14 protein-coding genes and 2 riboswitches are annotated in these 16,006 nt (G+C 63.5%); of the genes, 1 reads left to right on the forward strand and 13 read right to left on the reverse strand.

Going from position 1 to position 16,006, the window contains the following annotated elements:
* Nucleotide 1: 1 nt before the first annotated feature.
* The gene (gene gcvT, locus ACYCTF_RS06620; protein ID WP_461283304.1) at nucleotides 2–1,096 is read right to left on the reverse strand and encodes a glycine cleavage system aminomethyltransferase GcvT; all 1,095 of its coding nucleotides are present in this window, start codon (nucleotides 1,094–1,096) and stop codon (nucleotides 2–4) included.
* Nucleotides 1,097–1,156: 60 nt separating this feature from the next.
* Nucleotides 1,157–1,236, reverse strand: a riboswitch (glycine riboswitch).
* Nucleotides 1,237–1,329, reverse strand: a riboswitch (glycine riboswitch).
* A 217-nt stretch (nucleotides 1,330–1,546) separates the two neighbouring features.
* Here gcvT and ACYCTF_RS06625 point away from each other — a divergent pair.
* On the forward strand, nucleotides 1,547–2,356 hold the full coding sequence (locus tag ACYCTF_RS06625) for a phosphate/phosphite/phosphonate ABC transporter substrate-binding protein (RefSeq protein WP_461283305.1): 810 nt from the start codon (nucleotides 1,547–1,549) through the stop codon (nucleotides 2,354–2,356).
* Nucleotides 2,357–2,629: 273 nt separating this feature from the next.
* Here ACYCTF_RS06625 and ACYCTF_RS06630 read toward each other — a convergent pair whose 3' ends face one another.
* The 12 genes from ACYCTF_RS06630 to ACYCTF_RS06685 all read right to left on the reverse strand — a co-directional run.
* Complete coding sequence (locus ACYCTF_RS06630; RefSeq protein WP_461283306.1) at nucleotides 2,630–4,054, reverse strand: sigma-54 dependent transcriptional regulator; 1,425 nt, start codon at nucleotides 4,052–4,054, stop codon at nucleotides 2,630–2,632.
* Nucleotides 4,055–4,084: 30 nt separating this feature from the next.
* Nucleotides 4,085–5,155: a transporter gene (locus tag ACYCTF_RS06635; protein ID WP_461283307.1), complete on the reverse strand. Its 1,071-nt coding sequence runs from the start codon at nucleotides 5,153–5,155 to the stop codon at nucleotides 4,085–4,087.
* A gap of 74 nt (nucleotides 5,156–5,229) precedes the next feature.
* Nucleotides 5,230–6,210, reverse strand: coding sequence for a bactofilin family protein (locus ACYCTF_RS06640; RefSeq protein ID WP_461283308.1), 981 nt, complete (start codon nucleotides 6,208–6,210; stop codon nucleotides 5,230–5,232).
* Nucleotides 6,211–6,219: 9 nt separating this feature from the next.
* Entirely contained in the window at nucleotides 6,220–7,566 is a 1,347-nt protein-coding gene (locus tag ACYCTF_RS06645; protein ID WP_461283309.1) for a glycosyltransferase family 2 protein, read from the reverse strand.
* Nucleotides 7,559–8,368, reverse strand: coding sequence for a hypothetical protein (locus ACYCTF_RS06650; protein ID WP_461283310.1), 810 nt, complete (start codon nucleotides 8,366–8,368; stop codon nucleotides 7,559–7,561). Before ACYCTF_RS06650 ends, ACYCTF_RS06645 begins: the two co-directional genes overlap by 8 nt.
* On the reverse strand, nucleotides 8,349–9,131 hold the full coding sequence (locus ACYCTF_RS06655) for a YaiO family outer membrane beta-barrel protein (RefSeq protein ID WP_461283311.1): 783 nt from the start codon (nucleotides 9,129–9,131) through the stop codon (nucleotides 8,349–8,351). The genes ACYCTF_RS06650 and ACYCTF_RS06655 overlap by 20 nt, the downstream gene beginning before the upstream one ends.
* Nucleotides 9,128–10,372, reverse strand: coding sequence for a non-hydrolyzing UDP-N-acetylglucosamine 2-epimerase (gene wecB / locus ACYCTF_RS06660; protein WP_461283312.1), 1,245 nt, complete (start codon nucleotides 10,370–10,372; stop codon nucleotides 9,128–9,130). Before wecB ends, ACYCTF_RS06655 begins: the two co-directional genes overlap by 4 nt.
* 72 nt (nucleotides 10,373–10,444) lie before the next feature.
* Nucleotides 10,445–11,227 (reverse strand): hypothetical protein, encoded by a 783-nt coding sequence (locus tag ACYCTF_RS06665; protein WP_461283313.1) that lies wholly within the window; start codon nucleotides 11,225–11,227, stop codon nucleotides 10,445–10,447.
* 35 nt (nucleotides 11,228–11,262) lie between these two features.
* On the reverse strand, nucleotides 11,263–11,949 hold the full coding sequence (locus tag ACYCTF_RS06670; RefSeq protein WP_461283314.1) for a C39 family peptidase: 687 nt from the start codon (nucleotides 11,947–11,949) through the stop codon (nucleotides 11,263–11,265).
* Between the two features lie 60 nt (nucleotides 11,950–12,009).
* Complete coding sequence (locus ACYCTF_RS06675) at nucleotides 12,010–14,220, reverse strand: beta strand repeat-containing protein (RefSeq protein ID WP_461284744.1); 2,211 nt, start codon at nucleotides 14,218–14,220, stop codon at nucleotides 12,010–12,012.
* A gap of 60 nt (nucleotides 14,221–14,280) precedes the next feature.
* On the reverse strand, nucleotides 14,281–14,883 hold the full coding sequence (locus ACYCTF_RS06680) for a hypothetical protein (RefSeq protein WP_461284745.1): 603 nt from the start codon (nucleotides 14,881–14,883) through the stop codon (nucleotides 14,281–14,283).
* A 355-nt stretch (nucleotides 14,884–15,238) separates the two neighbouring features.
* On the reverse strand, nucleotides 15,239–16,006 hold a 768-nt coding region (locus ACYCTF_RS06685; RefSeq protein ID WP_461284746.1), incomplete at its 5' end, for an exodeoxyribonuclease III.

Here is a 16,006-nt window from a genome sequence, read left to right on the forward strand (position 1 = left end):
TCTATAGATCGATCAGGGCGCGTCCGTGGCGCACAAAAGGGGGCGCAACCAGCCGTGCGGCCAGCGCCTGCCCGGAACGTCCGGCGAGCGCGCAGACCTCCCCGTCCAAAGCCCCGAGCGGTACCCGGACGAGACCGATACCGCGCGACAGGGTCGGCGAGAAGCTCCCGCTCGTCACTGTCCCCACGCCAAAGGGCCCCTGCACCTCCTGGCCCGCACGCACCACCCCCGCTCCCTGCAGGACGAGGCCTGTAAGCCTACGCGCAAGACCCTGCGCGCGCTGCCGCAAAAGGGCGGAACGGCCGATAAACTCGCGGTCGGTGGCGAGATTGACAGTCCAGGCGAGGCCCGATTCGAGCGGCGAGACCTGTTCATCCATCTCATGTCCGTAAAGATTCATTCCGGCCTCAAGCCGCAGGGTGTCACGGGCGCCGAGCCCCGCGGGAACGACCCCCTGGGCCGCGAAACGCGTCCAGAGCGCCGCAACTTCACGCGCGTCGACGAGCATCTCAAAGCCCTGCTCGCCCGTGTACCCCGTGCGCGCCACGAAGCTGTCCCCCGTAAATACAGCATGGAAGGGCGGCAAGCGACCGAGGGCGGCGAAGGCGGCGGCATCCAGTACCCGCGACGCCGCCGCATCGGCCTGCGGCCCCTGCACGGCGATCATGGCCAGATCGGGACGCGGCGCGATGTCGACGGCAAACGCCCGCGCATGCCCGCGCAGCCAAGCGATGTCGCGCTCGGCGGGGCCGGCGTTAACGATCAGACGAAACCAGTCGGGGGCGATGAAGTAGGTTATGAGATCGTCGAGCACGCCCCCCTGTTCGTTCAGGAGACAGCCGTAGAGGGCCTTTCCGGGGACCGCGAGCCGGTCCACATCGTTGGCAAGCACATAGCGCAGGAAGTCACGGGCGCGCTCCCCGCGAACCTCCACCGCACGCATATGGGATACATCGAAGATGCCGGCCTGGCGGCGGACAGCGTGGTGCTCGGCAATCTGGGAGCCATAGTGGAGGGGCATGTCCCAGCCCCCGAAATCCACGATACGGGCGCCGGCCTTGACGTGCTCTTCATACAGGGGGGTTCGGTGACCCATGAGAGATCTCGCGTTCAATACACACGAACTCGCACCCCAAGGGCTGCGAGCGCTTCAGAAAGCCACCCCTCTGTCCCACAACCTGAGAGCTTTAGCCCCTTCGGTGGACTGCCACGCAGTCTCTCTCCAGAGTCGACGAAAATGGCCTCGCGGTCCCTTTGCCGGTACGTTTCCGGGCGGTTGCGTCGTCGGCGCCCATGCCCCGAAGGGCGGGTCTCTCCCGCGAGCCGTCTGTCGCCCGCTGACTATATCAGCCTCCCTATGGGGACGCCAAGCCGAATAGAAGCGCGTCCGGAGCCCGGCGAACGCGCAAAGCCACGCTTGCAAGCCCCGGCGCAGCGTCTAGGCTATAATGGCCAATTAATAATAATCATAATCCGGGTGGAAAAGGCCGTCGGCGGTCGCGCCGAAGCCGCCAGAGCGGCCTTTCGAGGATATTGAGGAGACTCTATGCGCCGCTTCATCGCTTTAGCTCTATGCCTTTTCTGTGCGTCGGCCTGGGCCGCAGGCCCCTCCAAGGCCTACATCATGGTCGCACCGCCTCGACAATCGCAAACGCAGGAGCAGGCGGTCTACGGACGCATCGCGCAATTCCTGGCGCAGGCGACCGGCGCACCGATCCGATTTCGCTATACGAGCAACTGGCTCACCTATATGGACCAAGTCCGCCAAAACTCGGCCGACATCTACTTTGACGGGCCATCCTTCATAGGATGGCGGATCGCGCGTTGGCACGATCATGCGGCCGTGGCCCTGAGCGGGCACCTGAAATTCGTGCTGGTGACGAAAAAGAGCGACCACGCGCCCACCAAAATGAGCGAGCTGGTCGGACGCAGTGTCTGTGCCTTCTCTCCGCCGAACCTCGGGACCTTGACACTCGACACCTCGTTCACCAACCCATCCCGGCGGCCCTATATTGTCGTGATCCACAGCTTCCCCGAGGCGGCGCGCAACATCATCGACGGAAACTGCGTCGCCGCCCTGGAGCCACTCCCGGTATTCAAACACCAGAACGCGAAATTCCCGGGCCGCCTGCAAGTAGCCGGCACGATACCGGGCCTGCCCAATCAAGCCTTCTCCCTGAGCGACAGGATCCCAGCAGCGTTGCGCCAAAAGATCATAGCCGCGCTCCTGAGCCCGGCGGGGCACGCAGTGACCAAGCCTTTGCGGGATATGTTCGGGCACAAACAGCTCGTGCGCGTGCACGACGCCGCCTACCTACCCTATCGTAAACTGCTCAATGCCATGGTGGGTTTCTAGGCGCTGCGAGACGGAGACGGGCCCCAAGCTGCGCAGGCCCTCTCCCTACGCCGCTTGGGGCCGGGTACGGACTGGCATCGGTGGGCCGGCAGCGTGTGAGGCGCGCGACCCTGCCGCGGGCCGTCGGCGGTGCGACGCACAGCGGCAGACTTGGTCACAGGGAATCCGGTTTATTGGAAGGAGTGCGGCCCGCTTACCAAGAGCGCGGACTCGAACAAACCGAGCACGCACTTGAACCTGCGATGGCGGCCCCAAGCGCCACGCCCCACCTCTTCAGTCGCGCGGCACCCGATGCGCGATCTGGTATTTGTCGAGCAAGCGATAGAGGGTCACGCGCGAAACGCCGAGCGAACGTGCCGACCGCGACAGGTTGCCGCCACTTTTCTCGATGGCCTCGCAAATCGCCTCACGCTCGGCACGCTCGCGCGCCTCGGCCAGCGTCTCCTCGACAGGAACGTCACGGTAGGAGCCGACATAATCCAGGCCCAGATCCTCGGGCCCTATCAGTTGCCGCTCGCACATCACCATGGCGCGGCGCACCCGGTTGATGAGCTCACGGACGTTGCCCGGCCAGGTATGCTGGCTCAGGGCGATGAAGGCATCGCGGCTGAAGCCCCGCACCTGCGGGTTCTTTTCCGCAGCGAATGTATCGAACCAGTGGCGCGCCAAGGCCGTCACGTCACCCTCGCGGGCACGCAGCGGCGGCACCTCGAGGTTCAAAACATTCAGGCGATAATAGAGATCCTCCCGGAACCGCTTTTCGCCCACCGCCTTTTCGATATTGACGTGGGTCGCGGCGATGACGCGGATGTCCGCATGCATGGTCTCGGTGCCGCCCACACGTTCATAGGTCCCGCCCTGCAGAACGCGCAAGAGGTTGACCTGGAGATCCAAGGACAGGTCTCCGATCTCGTCGAGGAAAAGCGTACCCCCCTCGGCCGCCTCTATGCGGCCGATCTTGCGTTGATGGGCGCCCGTAAAGGCGCCCTTCTCGTGACCGAACAATTCCGACTGGATCAACTTGTCCGGGAGCGCCCCGCAATTTACGGCCACGAACGGGTGCGAGGTGCGCGACGAATGAGCATGAATGGCAAGCGCGCACAACTCCTTACCCGTGCCCGTTTCTCCCTGGATCAGGACCGGGGCATCGGATTGGCTGATCTTCGCGATCCGCCGAAACGTGGCCTTTATCGCCTGGCTGGTGCCTACGATGTTCTTTTCGAAACGGTTTTCGACCGACTGCTGAGGGCGGACGCGGCTCAGGTTCGCCATGCCAAGGGCGTGGCCGAGGCTATGCAAAAGGCGCGGGACATCGACGGGAGCGACGTGGAAATCGAGACAGCATTCGCTGATGAGATGGTTGGCCACAGCGCTCTTCAAGAACGCGAGATCCAGGATCGCGATCCAGCGGAAACGGCTATTGCCATATCCGAGCAAGGCTTCCGCTTCGGCGACTTCCTTCTCGTTCGCGTTCTGTAGGCACACGATACCGACGCCCGCCCCCAGGCTGTCCATGTGAGCGCGTGCTGACGCCCACGCGCCGACGCGCGTCAGATTCCACCCCTGGCTCGTGATATCGGCCTCCCGGAATGGGAGAGTCTTCGCCGCGCAGTATACGAGCAGAGAGCGGGCGCCGCCCCCAAGCCCGGCACGGAAACCGAAATTCTCCGTCTTGCCGTCTCTCTCCTCGCCTCGCACCTCTGCCTCCTGCTCCCCTCGTCAATTCCGCTAAAAGGTCGTTGGCACGGTCACGCTTAAATTGACATTGGGCGCATCCTTCGTGAGCCCTATCGCTAAATTGGTGACGACCGTCACGCGACGGCTATCCGCGTAGGACATGCCGAGATTCAAGACCGCGGCGTTGCCGTTGCTCCCGACAACCGCCTGCCATGGACCGCCTTGCGGCTTTATGCTCGTCTCGGTGATGAACGTCTCGTTCATGGACAGCGTCAGACTCACGCGGCGGTTGAGCGCGAAGGCGGTCCCGCCCCCGAAACTAAAGGCGTTGCCGCCCGCGACCTCCCCGGGCTGCGGGGTTGTCGTACTGGAGATATTACCGAAGCTGTTGGGGATGTTATACGTATAACTCACGCTCCCGAACAAGATCGCCGGACTTACGGGTTTGATGAAAGAAAGCCCCGTCGAAACGGACCACACGCCGTTACCGGTCGGCAGGGACTCCGGGTAGCTCAGGTTATTGTTCTGCGGCTGGGTGACGACCGCGATGCCGTAAGGGCTCCGTCCGGTGGGCGCCTTGGCCGTCAGGTTCCAAATGGCCGCAGCCCCACCTTGGGTGCCGGAGAGCTGGTAATACAGGGCGGCGCTGACATCACCGATCTGGCCCTTATTGGCCACATCCTGCTGGCTCGCCTGAAGGCTCGAGCTATTGACGCCCACAGACTCGTAGGTGCTCTGCCGGGCGAGATAGGGGACCGTCAGCGACAACTCAAGGTCGTCGGTAGGCGCGTAGCTGCTCTGGAGCGACAAGGTTTCGATATTGCTCTGGACCTTACTTACGTTGATCTGCCCGAGAAAGATCGCCCCGAGGGCCAAGAAACCGTTCAGCGTAAGGGCGTTGCTGTCCGAGTAGGCGTAACTCACCCCGGGCTGCAGAATCAGCTGACCGGCCTTGAATAATGCGTTTTGCTGGCGATAGACCGCCTGAACGCTCTCTTGCGCCTTCGGTTTATGCTGGACGCCCAGCGCGCCCTGCGTCGACGAAGCGGCCCACGCGGGCTGCGCCGCAATAAGCGCTACGATGAGCCCCCATGAAACGGAACCACTCTTCCGTCCGCGCACGGTCATACTCCTTGCCAGCGTGAATTGGATCGGGACCTGGATCACGTCGTCTGGCCCCCCACAATATCATTTTTTTATAATATTATACTTGAGTTCTCTTTAATTCTGCCGCTCTGCCGCGCGTGGAGCGCCCCATGGATCACGGCGGGGACCGATATCTCGACGTCCTCTCCGACCACAGAGGTAGGCCGGTCCAGGCATCCGATCTCGCACCCTTCCGCGATGTGGATGTCGCCTTCGGCGATGATCGGTCCCCATATCACGCATCGCATGCCTATGATTATCTCACCTTCACACACAAGCGCGCCGTCTATGACGCTATCCGCCCCCACCTCCAGACGGCGGCGGGCTTTGACCGATCCCCGTAGTCTGGTTCCGGCCACCAGCGATACCGGTCCGCGAACGACCCGATCCTCGGTCATCGTCGCAGACACCGGATCCGGCAGAGTCGCATCGCGCATCCGTGGCTGCGCATCACCGGCCAGGATCGTCGGGGCCGTCATCGATACGAACAGGCACGGCGCGTCAACTTCAATCGTTTCATTGGCCGATGCCCGGCCGGTGATGCGGCAACCGCCACTTATTTTGAGTGTAACATCGGCGTGGCACCAGCGAATGATCGTGGAATTCCGATTGAGATGCAAGGTGGCCGCCGCGTAGAGCGCGCGATACGAGCCGTTTTCTCCGGACTCCAGCGAGCCTTCGCAGGCGACCTCTCTCTGGAACGCGATGGACGCCGGCAACACAATATCGCCGAAGGCGTAACTCATTTTGGTCGCGCATTCCGCGGGCGGTCGACGCACGGACGCCGGGATGAGGAACAGCAGCTCATCGTCCAGCCGGTATTCGGTAACAGTCGTCACGGGTTGCGCGAACAAGCCAAGGCGCGCGCGTAGCTTCGTGATCAGGCTGCGGGCGAAATGGTCCGGCGCGTAGGCGGCCTCCGATAGCGGTGACGGCCCGAGCGCCCTGCGCTGGCGCAGGAAGAGCCCCGCGGTCGGCGCAAAGGGGAGGACGAAAATGGTCGCCGTCACGATGATAAGTAGGCTCAACATGGCGTTTCCTCAAGGGGGTGCCGGCGCCGCCGGATCCGGCGTGCCAGTCGCTTGGCCGCGGTAACGGGGCGTCTTCTGCCAGCGAACGCGGCCCGGCCGCACCACGTCGCCGATGGCAGCCAGAAACCCGGCGGTGGCCGCGTAGGTAGAGACGAAGAAACCGATCAGGATGAGCGGGACACCCTTGACCTTATCGCGTTCCCCGTCGAGACGCATGGCCGAGGCGATCTCGTAGAAGGCCGCGGCGTTGCCGAAGGTCCCATAACTCACGACCGCCAGCATGAGCAGCAGGCCGCTGCCGTTGTCGCCGCACAGCCACAGGAGATACAAGACGAACCACCCTACGAGGAGCACGGGCGCCATGGCGTATATGCCGAGCAAAAGCACGCCGTCGATGCGCTCCCGGCGCGTCACGTGAGGAGAACGCAAGAGTGGCAGCAGGTGGCGAAAGAGGACTTGATTATGCCCCTGGGACCAGCGACGCATCTGGCGATAGCGGGCCTGCCATGACTCCACGACCTCTTCGTAGCACTCCGAACGGTTTTGGTACGCGACCTGCCATCCAGCGATGGCAAGACGATAGGTGATATCGGTATCCTCGGCCAAGGCATAGGGGTTCCAACCCCCGATCGAGCGCAGAGCGGCCACGCGCACCCCGCCCACCGTACCGCCGAACTGCGGGATCAGACGCAGATTGGCGCGCGCCTGCTGGTCGACCTGGTAGCCGCCCGACCGCTCCAGCTCCAGAAGGTGGGTAAGGACGTTAGTATCGCTGTTGTAGGGAACCACACGCCCCATAACGCCCCCGACTTCCGGGTCGAAGAACGGCGCGACGAGCTGTTTGACGAGCCCGGGACCGGGCAGATAGTCGGCGTCGAAGACGAGCGCGATATCGCCCGACACGAGCGCAGTCGCGTCGACGAGCGCCGCGGCCTTGCCGGGCAGCGCGTCCATGGGCCGATGCATGACCAGGATGCGGTCAGGGTAAAGGCCGGCGAATCGGTCGAGGATTGCGGGCGTCTCGTCCGTGGAGCGGTCGTCGATGCACAGTATCTTCAGGCGATCGGTCGGGTAGTCGACGGCGACCATGCGTTCGAGGACTTGGTCTATAACTTGCTCCTCGTTGTGAGCAGGAATGACGACCGTCACGGACGGCCAATAGGCCTGGGTGATATCGAGATAGGGATGGCGCTGGCGCCCAAAGAGCCGGTTCATGGTGAAGAACAGGTGCCGCAAGGCGTAAAAAAGCACCATAGAAACGACGACAAAGGCGATCGGCTGAAGCACGCCGATCAAACCCGCGTGCGCCTGCAAGGCGCGAGCGGCAAGCGGTATGCCGACAAGATCATTACTCATGGCGCAGCCTCCAACTCATACCCCACGAATAGAACGCAACGAGGCCCATAACATCGAGCAGGAGACCTAAGAGCAGGAACAGTGTCGGCATGGCGATGAGGCCAAGGTCGTGGATCGCAAAGGCCTGCAGGCAGAACTGGCAAGGCAGAGCGACTGCAAGCCACGTCAAGGCGAGCAGCGTCAGGGCGATCTTCTTGCCCAGACTAAAGTTGAGCGGGTAATAGATCGCCATGAACATGAACGGAGTGACGAACATGAGGGTCAACCCCATGAGCAACATCGACTGGATGTAGCCCGCTAGAACATACGGAAACGGCGCGAGCAGGGGAGTGAATGCCGTGGCACCTATGGCGAAGACCGCGGCGAGAGTAAAGAGCGCGAGGGACACGGGGAGGTGGCGGCGACGCAAGAACGCGGCTGCGACCAGATCGGCGATGACGAGCACCACGCAGGCCATCCACGCAGCATGCGAGGGCGGCCCGGCGCCCAGGTCGGGCACCGGGATAAAGAGGTCCGCCCTCCACGGCAGCACGTAACGTATCTGGCTAACGCCCACTCCGGGCGCGATCACGCCGCACCAAAATCGTTCTATGGCGGTCCAAAGCGGCAGAATGATCGGGCGCACCGCCCACAAAACCGCGAGCGCGAACACCGGGCCTAACATCAGCGAGATCCGGCGCTGGCCGCGTTCGTGGGGCATGATGCGCAAACCGCGGTGGGCGGGAATGATCCCACCCCGCCAGCCTTCGGCGCGAACGGCCGCGCGTGCCTCCGCCTCCGGGTTAAAAATGATAGAAGACACCGATGGACCCTCCGATCTGCCGGTAATAGGGACTTGCGAAACGCGCCGCGAAGAGATCGGTGCCCCAGTCAGCCCCTAGCCATTGCCGCCAAGTGACGGACAGGGTGTGGCTACGAAAGTCGACGAGCGCGACATTGGCGCCGATCGGGAGATAGGCCTCGGTCCCCCAACCATAACGAAGCGTCACCTCGGTTCGCCCGCTGGAGTCGTAACCGACGGCCGCGAAGCTCCTTTGCGCCTGCACGGCGCCCGGGTCGCTCGTGGTCCAATTGTGACCGGCCGTTGCGACCCAATGCGCGGGGAGATAGGCGGTGAGGTTCACCCAGCCACTGCGGTCGTCGTGGCCATCGCGAAAGCGTATGCCCGTGTATCCGACCGTGCCCACCAGACGCTTGTCGGGAAGTGCCTTGTAGGACAGGCTGGCATCGACTCGGTCTTTGGGGACGACGTCCGAGTTCGTACTGCCGGCGAGGCTTAGATAGCCATACCATCGCGGTGCGAAGGTCTGGGTGACGCCAAGGACCCCGTAGCTCTGTTCATACCCGAACGTGCGGCCGTGGTCGACCTCCCAATTCCAGATCGTATCCGACCCTTCGCCCAAGACTCCTCTGGCGTAGACACCCTCGAAACGCCCGTACCCCTGGGTCAATCGATAATAAGACCCGCCCGCACCCACCCACCCGTGGGCGCAGGCAACGCCCGGCCCCATGACCGCAAGCAGCGCGATAAAGCGTAGGGAATGTGCCCTTCGCTGGGCCGTCATGACGCCACCGCCCGCGGGCGAGTGACGCCGGCCCGCGCCTTGGGCGTACGGCTTTGTCGAGCCTTGGCCAGGACGGCCGCGATGCGCCGACCGGCGGTCCCGTCCCCGAACGGCGAATGCGTGGGACGCATGGCCTCCCATTTCTCGGCCGAACGATAGAGGCGGGCGACCTCGACCTCCAGGCGCCGAGCATCGGCGCCCACCAGACGCCCGGCGCCGCAGGTGATGACCTCGGGGCGCTCGGTCTGGCGGCGCGTGACCAAGACCGGCACGCGCGCGGTCACCGCCTCTTCCTGCAAGCCGCCGGAGTCAGTCACGACCAGCCACGCGTCCCTCAAGGCCTGCAGCATGTCGGGGTAGGCGAGCGGATCCGTGAGCGTGACCCGTTTGCTGACATCGGGCGACAATCCCCGCCAAATCGTCTTGACAGCACTTGCGACCTCGGGATTCGGGTGCAACGGCCAGAGCACGGCCACGTCTGTGAACCGCTCCACGACGCGGCGCATGGCCAGGCCGATCTCGTCGATACCAGCCCCCCAGTTCTCGCGACGATGCGCGGTGACGACGATCAGGCGATGCGCCTCGGACCTGCGTGTCACAGGACGGGGGCCAAGGCGACTGTATCCGAAGAGCGCCGCGTCGACGACGGTATTGCCAGTCATGGTAACGGTCTCAAGCGGGACACCCTCGCGACGTAAACAGGCGACCGCAAGCGGGGTCGGTGCGAAATGCCAGGTGGCGATGCGGGTAATGAGTTGGCGATTCAACTCCTCAGGAAACGGCTCGGTGGTGTCGCCGGAGCGCAGACCCGCCTCCACATGCGCGACCGGCACGCGGTGATAGAAACCAATGAGCGCACCCACGAGCGCCGTCGTGGTATCGCCCTGGACCACGAGCACGTCAGGGGCCACGCGCGCGACGATCGGATCGAGACTTTCAAGCAGCCGCGCGTTTAGCTCGGCAAGCTGCGGGCCGCGCGGGCCAAGGCGCAGTGTCGCGAACGGCCGCAGCCGCAGGAACCGATAGAGCTCCGAGACCGCGGCCTCGTGTTGTCCGCTGTGGACGAGGAAGGTCTCGCAACCGGCCGCCTCAAGCGCATGGACGACGCTCGCCGTCTTGATGATGTCAGGGCGCGTTCCCGTCAATACCAGGATCCGCAGCGCCCCTTTCTTACCGGTCGGCCGCGGACGCGCCCTACGGCGCTCGTTCGCGGCTCCCGCCCCCACTGACTGACGAGACATAGTCCTTCCAAAAAAATGGCCTGTGGCAAAATCCGGCCACCTCTGTGGGCGGCTCGGTCTCGTCGCGGGGCGTCAAAGCCCCTTCATAGTCCCCAAGATTGCGCCGATCTGCGCCGCGGAAAACACCCCAGAGTGCGCAAACCCCACACTCAAACTCATCTGGTTCAAGACATTGTTGGCGCTCGACAGGACCTGCGCGCTCTGGCCCAAGCCTTGCGCGCCCAAGGTCTGCTGTATGACCCCCTGCCCCGGCACGTTCACCGCCACGATCACGGAATCGCCGTTGAACGCCACGCGCCCTTGCGCATCGCCGTTGGCCGCCGCGATATTCGCCGACCCCCCGGCCGCACCGCCGATCTCGTAGCCCGGTCCAGCCGCCCCCACATTGATGACGGCGAAATTCTTTATGACGTTGTCATTGCCCGTGGTCTGTATGCCTTGACCTATTCCCGAAACGCCCGCAATCGGGTTCCCTTGGATCGTTCCCGTGCCTTGCGCGGCCGACTTGCCCGTGCCAGCGGTCTTGGTCGAAAAACTATGCACCGCGAGCTGTGGTCGGCCGCCGCTATCCAGCCCCAAACCGAGCGTCGTGCCCACAGCGAGGCTCGACCCATCCGCCTGCGTCCAGCGGCTCACCATCTGCAGCCCGAAATAGACCACGCCGTCCGAGCCCACATAGCGACCGCGCAGCCCCGACAGGGCGCGCGCTGATAGCGGCGGCTGCGCCGTGATAGGGCCCAGATCGGGCGCAAAGAGCGTGGCCGCTCGCACTGAGACGGTCGTCGCGCAGAAGGCACCCACCGCAAGCACCCTGACCGCACTGCGGATTACTCGTTCCCTTTTGCTCGTGTCCATACCGCTCCTTCGCCCTTAATCAGGAAGTCCTTAGGTTAAAATTCAGTCGCGGGAATGAAACCAAAATCCCGCAGATTGCGTGCCTCGTTCCTTTCCATCGCCGCCATGAGGCCGTGCACGCGCATCGTCTTCATGCCTTGGCGCAGGGGTGTGGCCTTGTCGTAGTGACGCCCCATGACGATGAACACCACGTCGTCCCAATCCTTCACGAAGCGCGCGAACCGAAGGCTGCGATCGCCCAAGGCGGGGTCAGCGAGGTAGACGCGCCCATGAACCACCCCCTTAAGCACCACGAAATGCTCATAGCCCTGGATGTCGAGCAGCACCACCACCGGGACCCGCAGCTTGACGAGCAAGGCCGGCGGTATTTTGTATCCGGCCCCGTGCAGTCCGATCCGGGAAAGGTAGCGGGCCATATCCAACATCGAAAAGCCCTTCTGCTGTACCACTTGGCGGTTGCTCACCTTGAGCATCCCAACGATCACCTGGTTCTCCGACAATTTCCGGCCGTAGGCGAAATCGACGAGCGTGGCAAGCGCCGCGGCCCCACAGCTGTAATCGGTATGCTGGCGAACCACCGCCCGAAACTTCAAAGCTTGCATGCTGGCGACGTGCGTAATGAGCGGCACGCCCCCGAATCCGTTGATGACGATCGTTCCCGCCCGCGCCAGAGCCGGCAACATCGCAAGCCCTATGATCCACAGTCGAAGACGATACGGCATAGTTTTTACCCTTGTAAAAAAAATGGGCGGGGATTTTCACCCCCGCCCACTGTGCGGCCCTTAGTCCGCGTCCGCTATGCTCAAGGTGTTGCGCTGCATGTTGGCCGCGCCCGCTGCGACGTTCAGGCCGATGTTGCCCGACGCGTTTTGCAGAACGTGGTCCGACACGGTTGCGGCGTTCGTCACCGGCAAACTATACAAGCTCTCGAAGCTGACCGGCACGTTCGCCGCGATGGCACCCATGGACACCTGCGACACCTGGCTTAGCGCGCTCGCGTTGCTGCCAGCCTGGTTGAACGCGTAGGCCAGATCGTTGCTCTGCATGTTCTGCATGCCTGAAGCGACGTTGGCTCCGATGTTGCCGGTGGCGTTCTGCAGGACGTGATTGGTCACGCTCGCCGTGTTGGACGAACCCGCATCGATGGCAAGGGAGTAAGGCCCGGAGCTCTGCTCGCCGGTGATTATGGCCGTTGCCGGCCCCCCGGTGTTGTCCGCGTCCATGTCGCCGTTGCCCGTACCCCAACCAAGCGCGATCGCGGTGTTGTTGGCCTGGACGTTCTGCACGCCTGAGGCCACGTTCACGCCGACGTTGCCCGAGGCGTTCTGCAGGACGTGGTTCGAAAGCGACGCGGTCATGTCACCGAGCCCGTCGATCGCAACGGAGGGCAAGTAGAAGGCCATGTTGCTCGCCTGGTTGTCGGCGATGGCTGCGGTGGCCGTGGTAGTGCTGGCGACCGGGCCCGCGGCAGCGGCGATCGAGAGGTTGTTGGCCTGCTCGTTCCACTCGCCGGCGGCGACGTTCGCGCCGACGTTGCCGGTGGCGTTCTGAAGGACCTTGTCGTTCAAATAAGCGTTGTTATTGCTCCACATGGTCAACGACAAGCGCGCGCTGTTGCCATAGAGCCCCTCAGTCCCTTGGTCGTTGTCGATCGCCGAGGTCGCGAAGTGCCCTGCGTTGTTGTAAGCGTAGCCCAGGTTGTTGGCCTGCATGTTGTCGGCGCCCGCGGCCACGTTCACGTTCACGTTGCCGCTTGCGTTTTGCAGCACATGGTTGGTGAGGAATGCGTCGTCATCCCCTCCGATGCTGATCGAGCCGCCAAGCGGTCCGGCGTTCTGATTGCTCGCGATCGACGAGTTCGCGGTCCCGCCCGATTTGGTCGACCAGGTCAGCGCGACTGCGGTGTTGTTGGCCTGCATGTTCTGGGTGCCGGCCGCGGCGTTTACGCCGATGTTGCCCGAGGCGTTCTGCAAGACATGATTGGAAAGCGAGGCGTCGTTGTCGGCCGACAAGTCCATGCTGCCGGCAATGATGCCGCCGTTCTGGCTATTGGCGATCTGGACCACGCTCGAGCCCGTCGCGGCGGTCGGCGAGTACGGGTAGACAGCATTTGCGGTGGCGACCGACAGGGTGTTGTCCTGCATGTTCTGCTCACCGGCCGCGACGTTTACGCCGATATTGCCCTTGGCGTTTTGCAAGACATGGTTGGAGAGCGTGGCGTCGTTGTCGGCGCCCATGGTCATCGCGCCAACGAGGAGCCCCGCCTGGAAGCTGCTGGCGCCCGCATAGGCGTCGAGGCCACCCCGGTTGTAGGAGACCGCGAGGTTATTGCCCTGCATGTTCTCGTCACCGGCGGCGACGTTTACGCCGATATTGCCCGAAGCGTTCTGCAAGACATGGTTGGAAAGCGACGCCGTGTTGTTATTGTCTGCGGCCAAGGCGAGCGCAAACGGTCCGGAGACCTGACTGCTTTCGACCGAAGCCGAGGCCTGTCCAGCCGGGAGCACGCCCAGGCCGTGGCTCAGCGCGGTGTTGTTGGCCTGCATATTGTCGGCGCCGGCGGCCACGTTCAGGCCAATGTTGCCCGAGGCGTTCTGCAAAACATGGTTGGAGGCCTGGGCATTGTTGGCGACGTCCGTCGATCCGCTGACCGAGAAGATATTGTTCCACTGCACGCTATCGATAGCCGATGACGTGCTGGTCTTCGTAGTGAGAGAGCCGTTAGCGAGCGCTATGTCGGTGTTGTTGACCTGCATGTTGCCGCTGCCGGCGGCGATATTGGCACCAACGTTGCCCTTGGCGTTTTGCAGGACGTGCTTGTTGGCCACGGCGCTATTGATTGAACCGTTGGCGAAGTCGAACGAGCCTGCCGCCCACTGCGCGCTGCTCACGCTCGCGTGGGCCATGCCGGTCGTCTTGGCCATGACCACGGGGGCGACTATGGCCATGCCGACGGCCGCCACTATGGTGCGAAGTTTCCACTGAGTTACCATATACCTCTCCTTTTCGTGTGAATCGAAAACGGCTTTCAATTGAAGCCGCCCCTTGCACCCCTACGGGTGTATGCCCGCAGATATACTCAAGGTGACGCTGTTGCTCAAACTGTTCCCGGATCCCGCGGTCTGGCTCACCTGGGCAATGCCGGTCACCCCTTTTAAGGCATTGTCCGCGACCACCACATCACGCTGACCCTTGGGTTGGGCGTTCACGAGGGCGCGGTTGATCTGGTGAATGGGTGATGCGATATGGGTGAGCTGATCGAGGCTCAAGCGCTGGACGGAACGCGTGATCGTGACGCTATTGGCCTCGAGGTTGTCGCTACCGGCCGCCTGATTGACGCTCAAAATGCCTGAGAAGCGCGCGAAGGCGTCACCCGCTATGCGCGCAGAGCTTGCGGCGTCGCCGCCTGCCTGCGCCGACAGCTGCTGTCTGATCCCCGCCCCGGCGTGGGCGCCACTGGTGATCGCGTCGCTATTGGCCTGCAGGTTGCCGTTGCCCGCCGCCTCGTTGATCGCGGCGATGCCCTTGCCGTCGGCAAGCGTCGACCCCGCGAGCGAAGCCGTATTGGACACGACAAGCGGGTCGGCCGCGCAGACCCGGACCGCCGCGAGGAGCGGGACCGAAAGTCCTAAGACAACGAGCACAGCCCGATTCATAACGCCACCTTTTCGTCAAACCGAAGGTGGGGGGCCCGATCCGCCGCCCACACCACTGATGGGAGCGCTATTAACAAGAACCGTGCCAGCTCCGGGAGCTTGGGTCTAACAGGCTGATGCATAAGGAGTTATGGCGCAGGCGCCGGCCCCCCCAAACGAACGCGGCGGACGCGACTGTAAGGCGTCGGACAGGAAAATTCAGGGTCTGCGGAATGCCCCGGTTTGAGTGTATCTATAACGAAACATCTGGCCATCCCAGTGCCCTGGGGAGCCGCCCGGAACGGCTCAATTCTCTAGGCGCTTAAGGTAAGGATGAACTGTATCTTATGCGATACATAGGGGCGTTTCGCGCCCCTCAAACGGGGGACCAGCTAACCTCGACGACCACAGGGGCGTGATCGGAGGGGCGCGCATGGCCACGTGCCTCGCGGTCCACGTAGCCCCGCACGAAGCCCGCGGCGAGCGGGGCACTCAGAAGGACGTGATCGATGCGCAGCCCCTGATCCCGACGGAAGGCGGCCGCCCGGTAATCCCACCAACTATAGGCCCGTCCTTCGGCGGCGAGCGCGCCCAGCGCGTCCGTAAACCCCGTGCCGATCAACGCCTGGAAGGCGGCGCGTTCGGGCGCACTCACGAGCACCGACCCCTCCCAGGCCGCCGGATCGTAGACGTCGCGATCCTCGGGGGCGATATTGAAGTCGCCCGCCAAGATGAGCGCGGGATTGTCGGCAAGCCAGCTGCGGCTCTGCTCCTTCAAGGCCTCAAGCCACGCAAGCTTGTAGGGGTAACGGGGGGAATCGAGCGCGGTCCCGTTGGGGATATAGAGGCTTGCGACACGCAGACCCCGGAAGGTCGCCACAAGCGCGCGGCATTGCGTATCCGGGAAACCCCCCAGCCCACAGGCGACATCGGTGAGCGGCCCCCGGGCGGCAATCGCGACCCCGTTATAACTGGGCTCACCGTGGAAGACTACCTGGTAACCGCGATCGGCAAAGGCCTGCGCCGGAAAATCCGCATCCCGTACCTTGGTCTCCTGCAGGCATACGACGTCCGGCTCGACGCGGCCGAGCCACTCCTCGAGCTGCGCAAGACGCACTCTCAGGGAATTTACGTTCCAGGTGGC

The organism is Acidiferrobacter sp. (assembly GCF_054609335.1).

What these genes read in the sequence shown, in the direction of transcription:
- ACYCTF_RS06675 (WP_461284744.1), bottom strand. Translation starts at nt 14,220, where the DNA reads ATGGTAACTCAGTGGAAACTTCGCACCATAGTGGCGGCCGTCGGCATG.
- wecB (WP_461283312.1), bottom strand. Translation starts at nt 10,372, where the DNA reads ATGTCTCGTCAGTCAGTGGGGGCGGGAGCCGCGAACGAGCGCCGTAGG.
- ACYCTF_RS06645 (WP_461283309.1), bottom strand. Translation starts at nt 7,566, where the DNA reads ATGAGTAATGATCTTGTCGGCATACCGCTTGCCGCTCGCGCCTTGCAG.
- ACYCTF_RS06680 (WP_461284745.1), bottom strand. Translation starts at nt 14,883, where the DNA reads ATGAATCGGGCTGTGCTCGTTGTCTTAGGACTTTCGGTCCCGCTCCTC.
- gcvT (WP_461283304.1), bottom strand. Translation starts at nt 1,096, where the DNA reads ATGGGTCACCGAACCCCCCTGTATGAAGAGCACGTCAAGGCCGGCGCC.
- ACYCTF_RS06655 (WP_461283311.1), bottom strand. Translation starts at nt 9,131, where the DNA reads ATGACGGCCCAGCGAAGGGCACATTCCCTACGCTTTATCGCGCTGCTT.
- ACYCTF_RS06670 (WP_461283314.1), bottom strand. Translation starts at nt 11,949, where the DNA reads ATGCCGTATCGTCTTCGACTGTGGATCATAGGGCTTGCGATGTTGCCG.
- ACYCTF_RS06640 (WP_461283308.1), bottom strand. Translation starts at nt 6,210, where the DNA reads ATGTTGAGCCTACTTATCATCGTGACGGCGACCATTTTCGTCCTCCCC.
- ACYCTF_RS06625 (WP_461283305.1), top strand. Translation starts at nt 1,547, where the DNA reads ATGCGCCGCTTCATCGCTTTAGCTCTATGCCTTTTCTGTGCGTCGGCC.
- ACYCTF_RS06665 (WP_461283313.1), bottom strand. Translation starts at nt 11,227, where the DNA reads ATGGACACGAGCAAAAGGGAACGAGTAATCCGCAGTGCGGTCAGGGTG.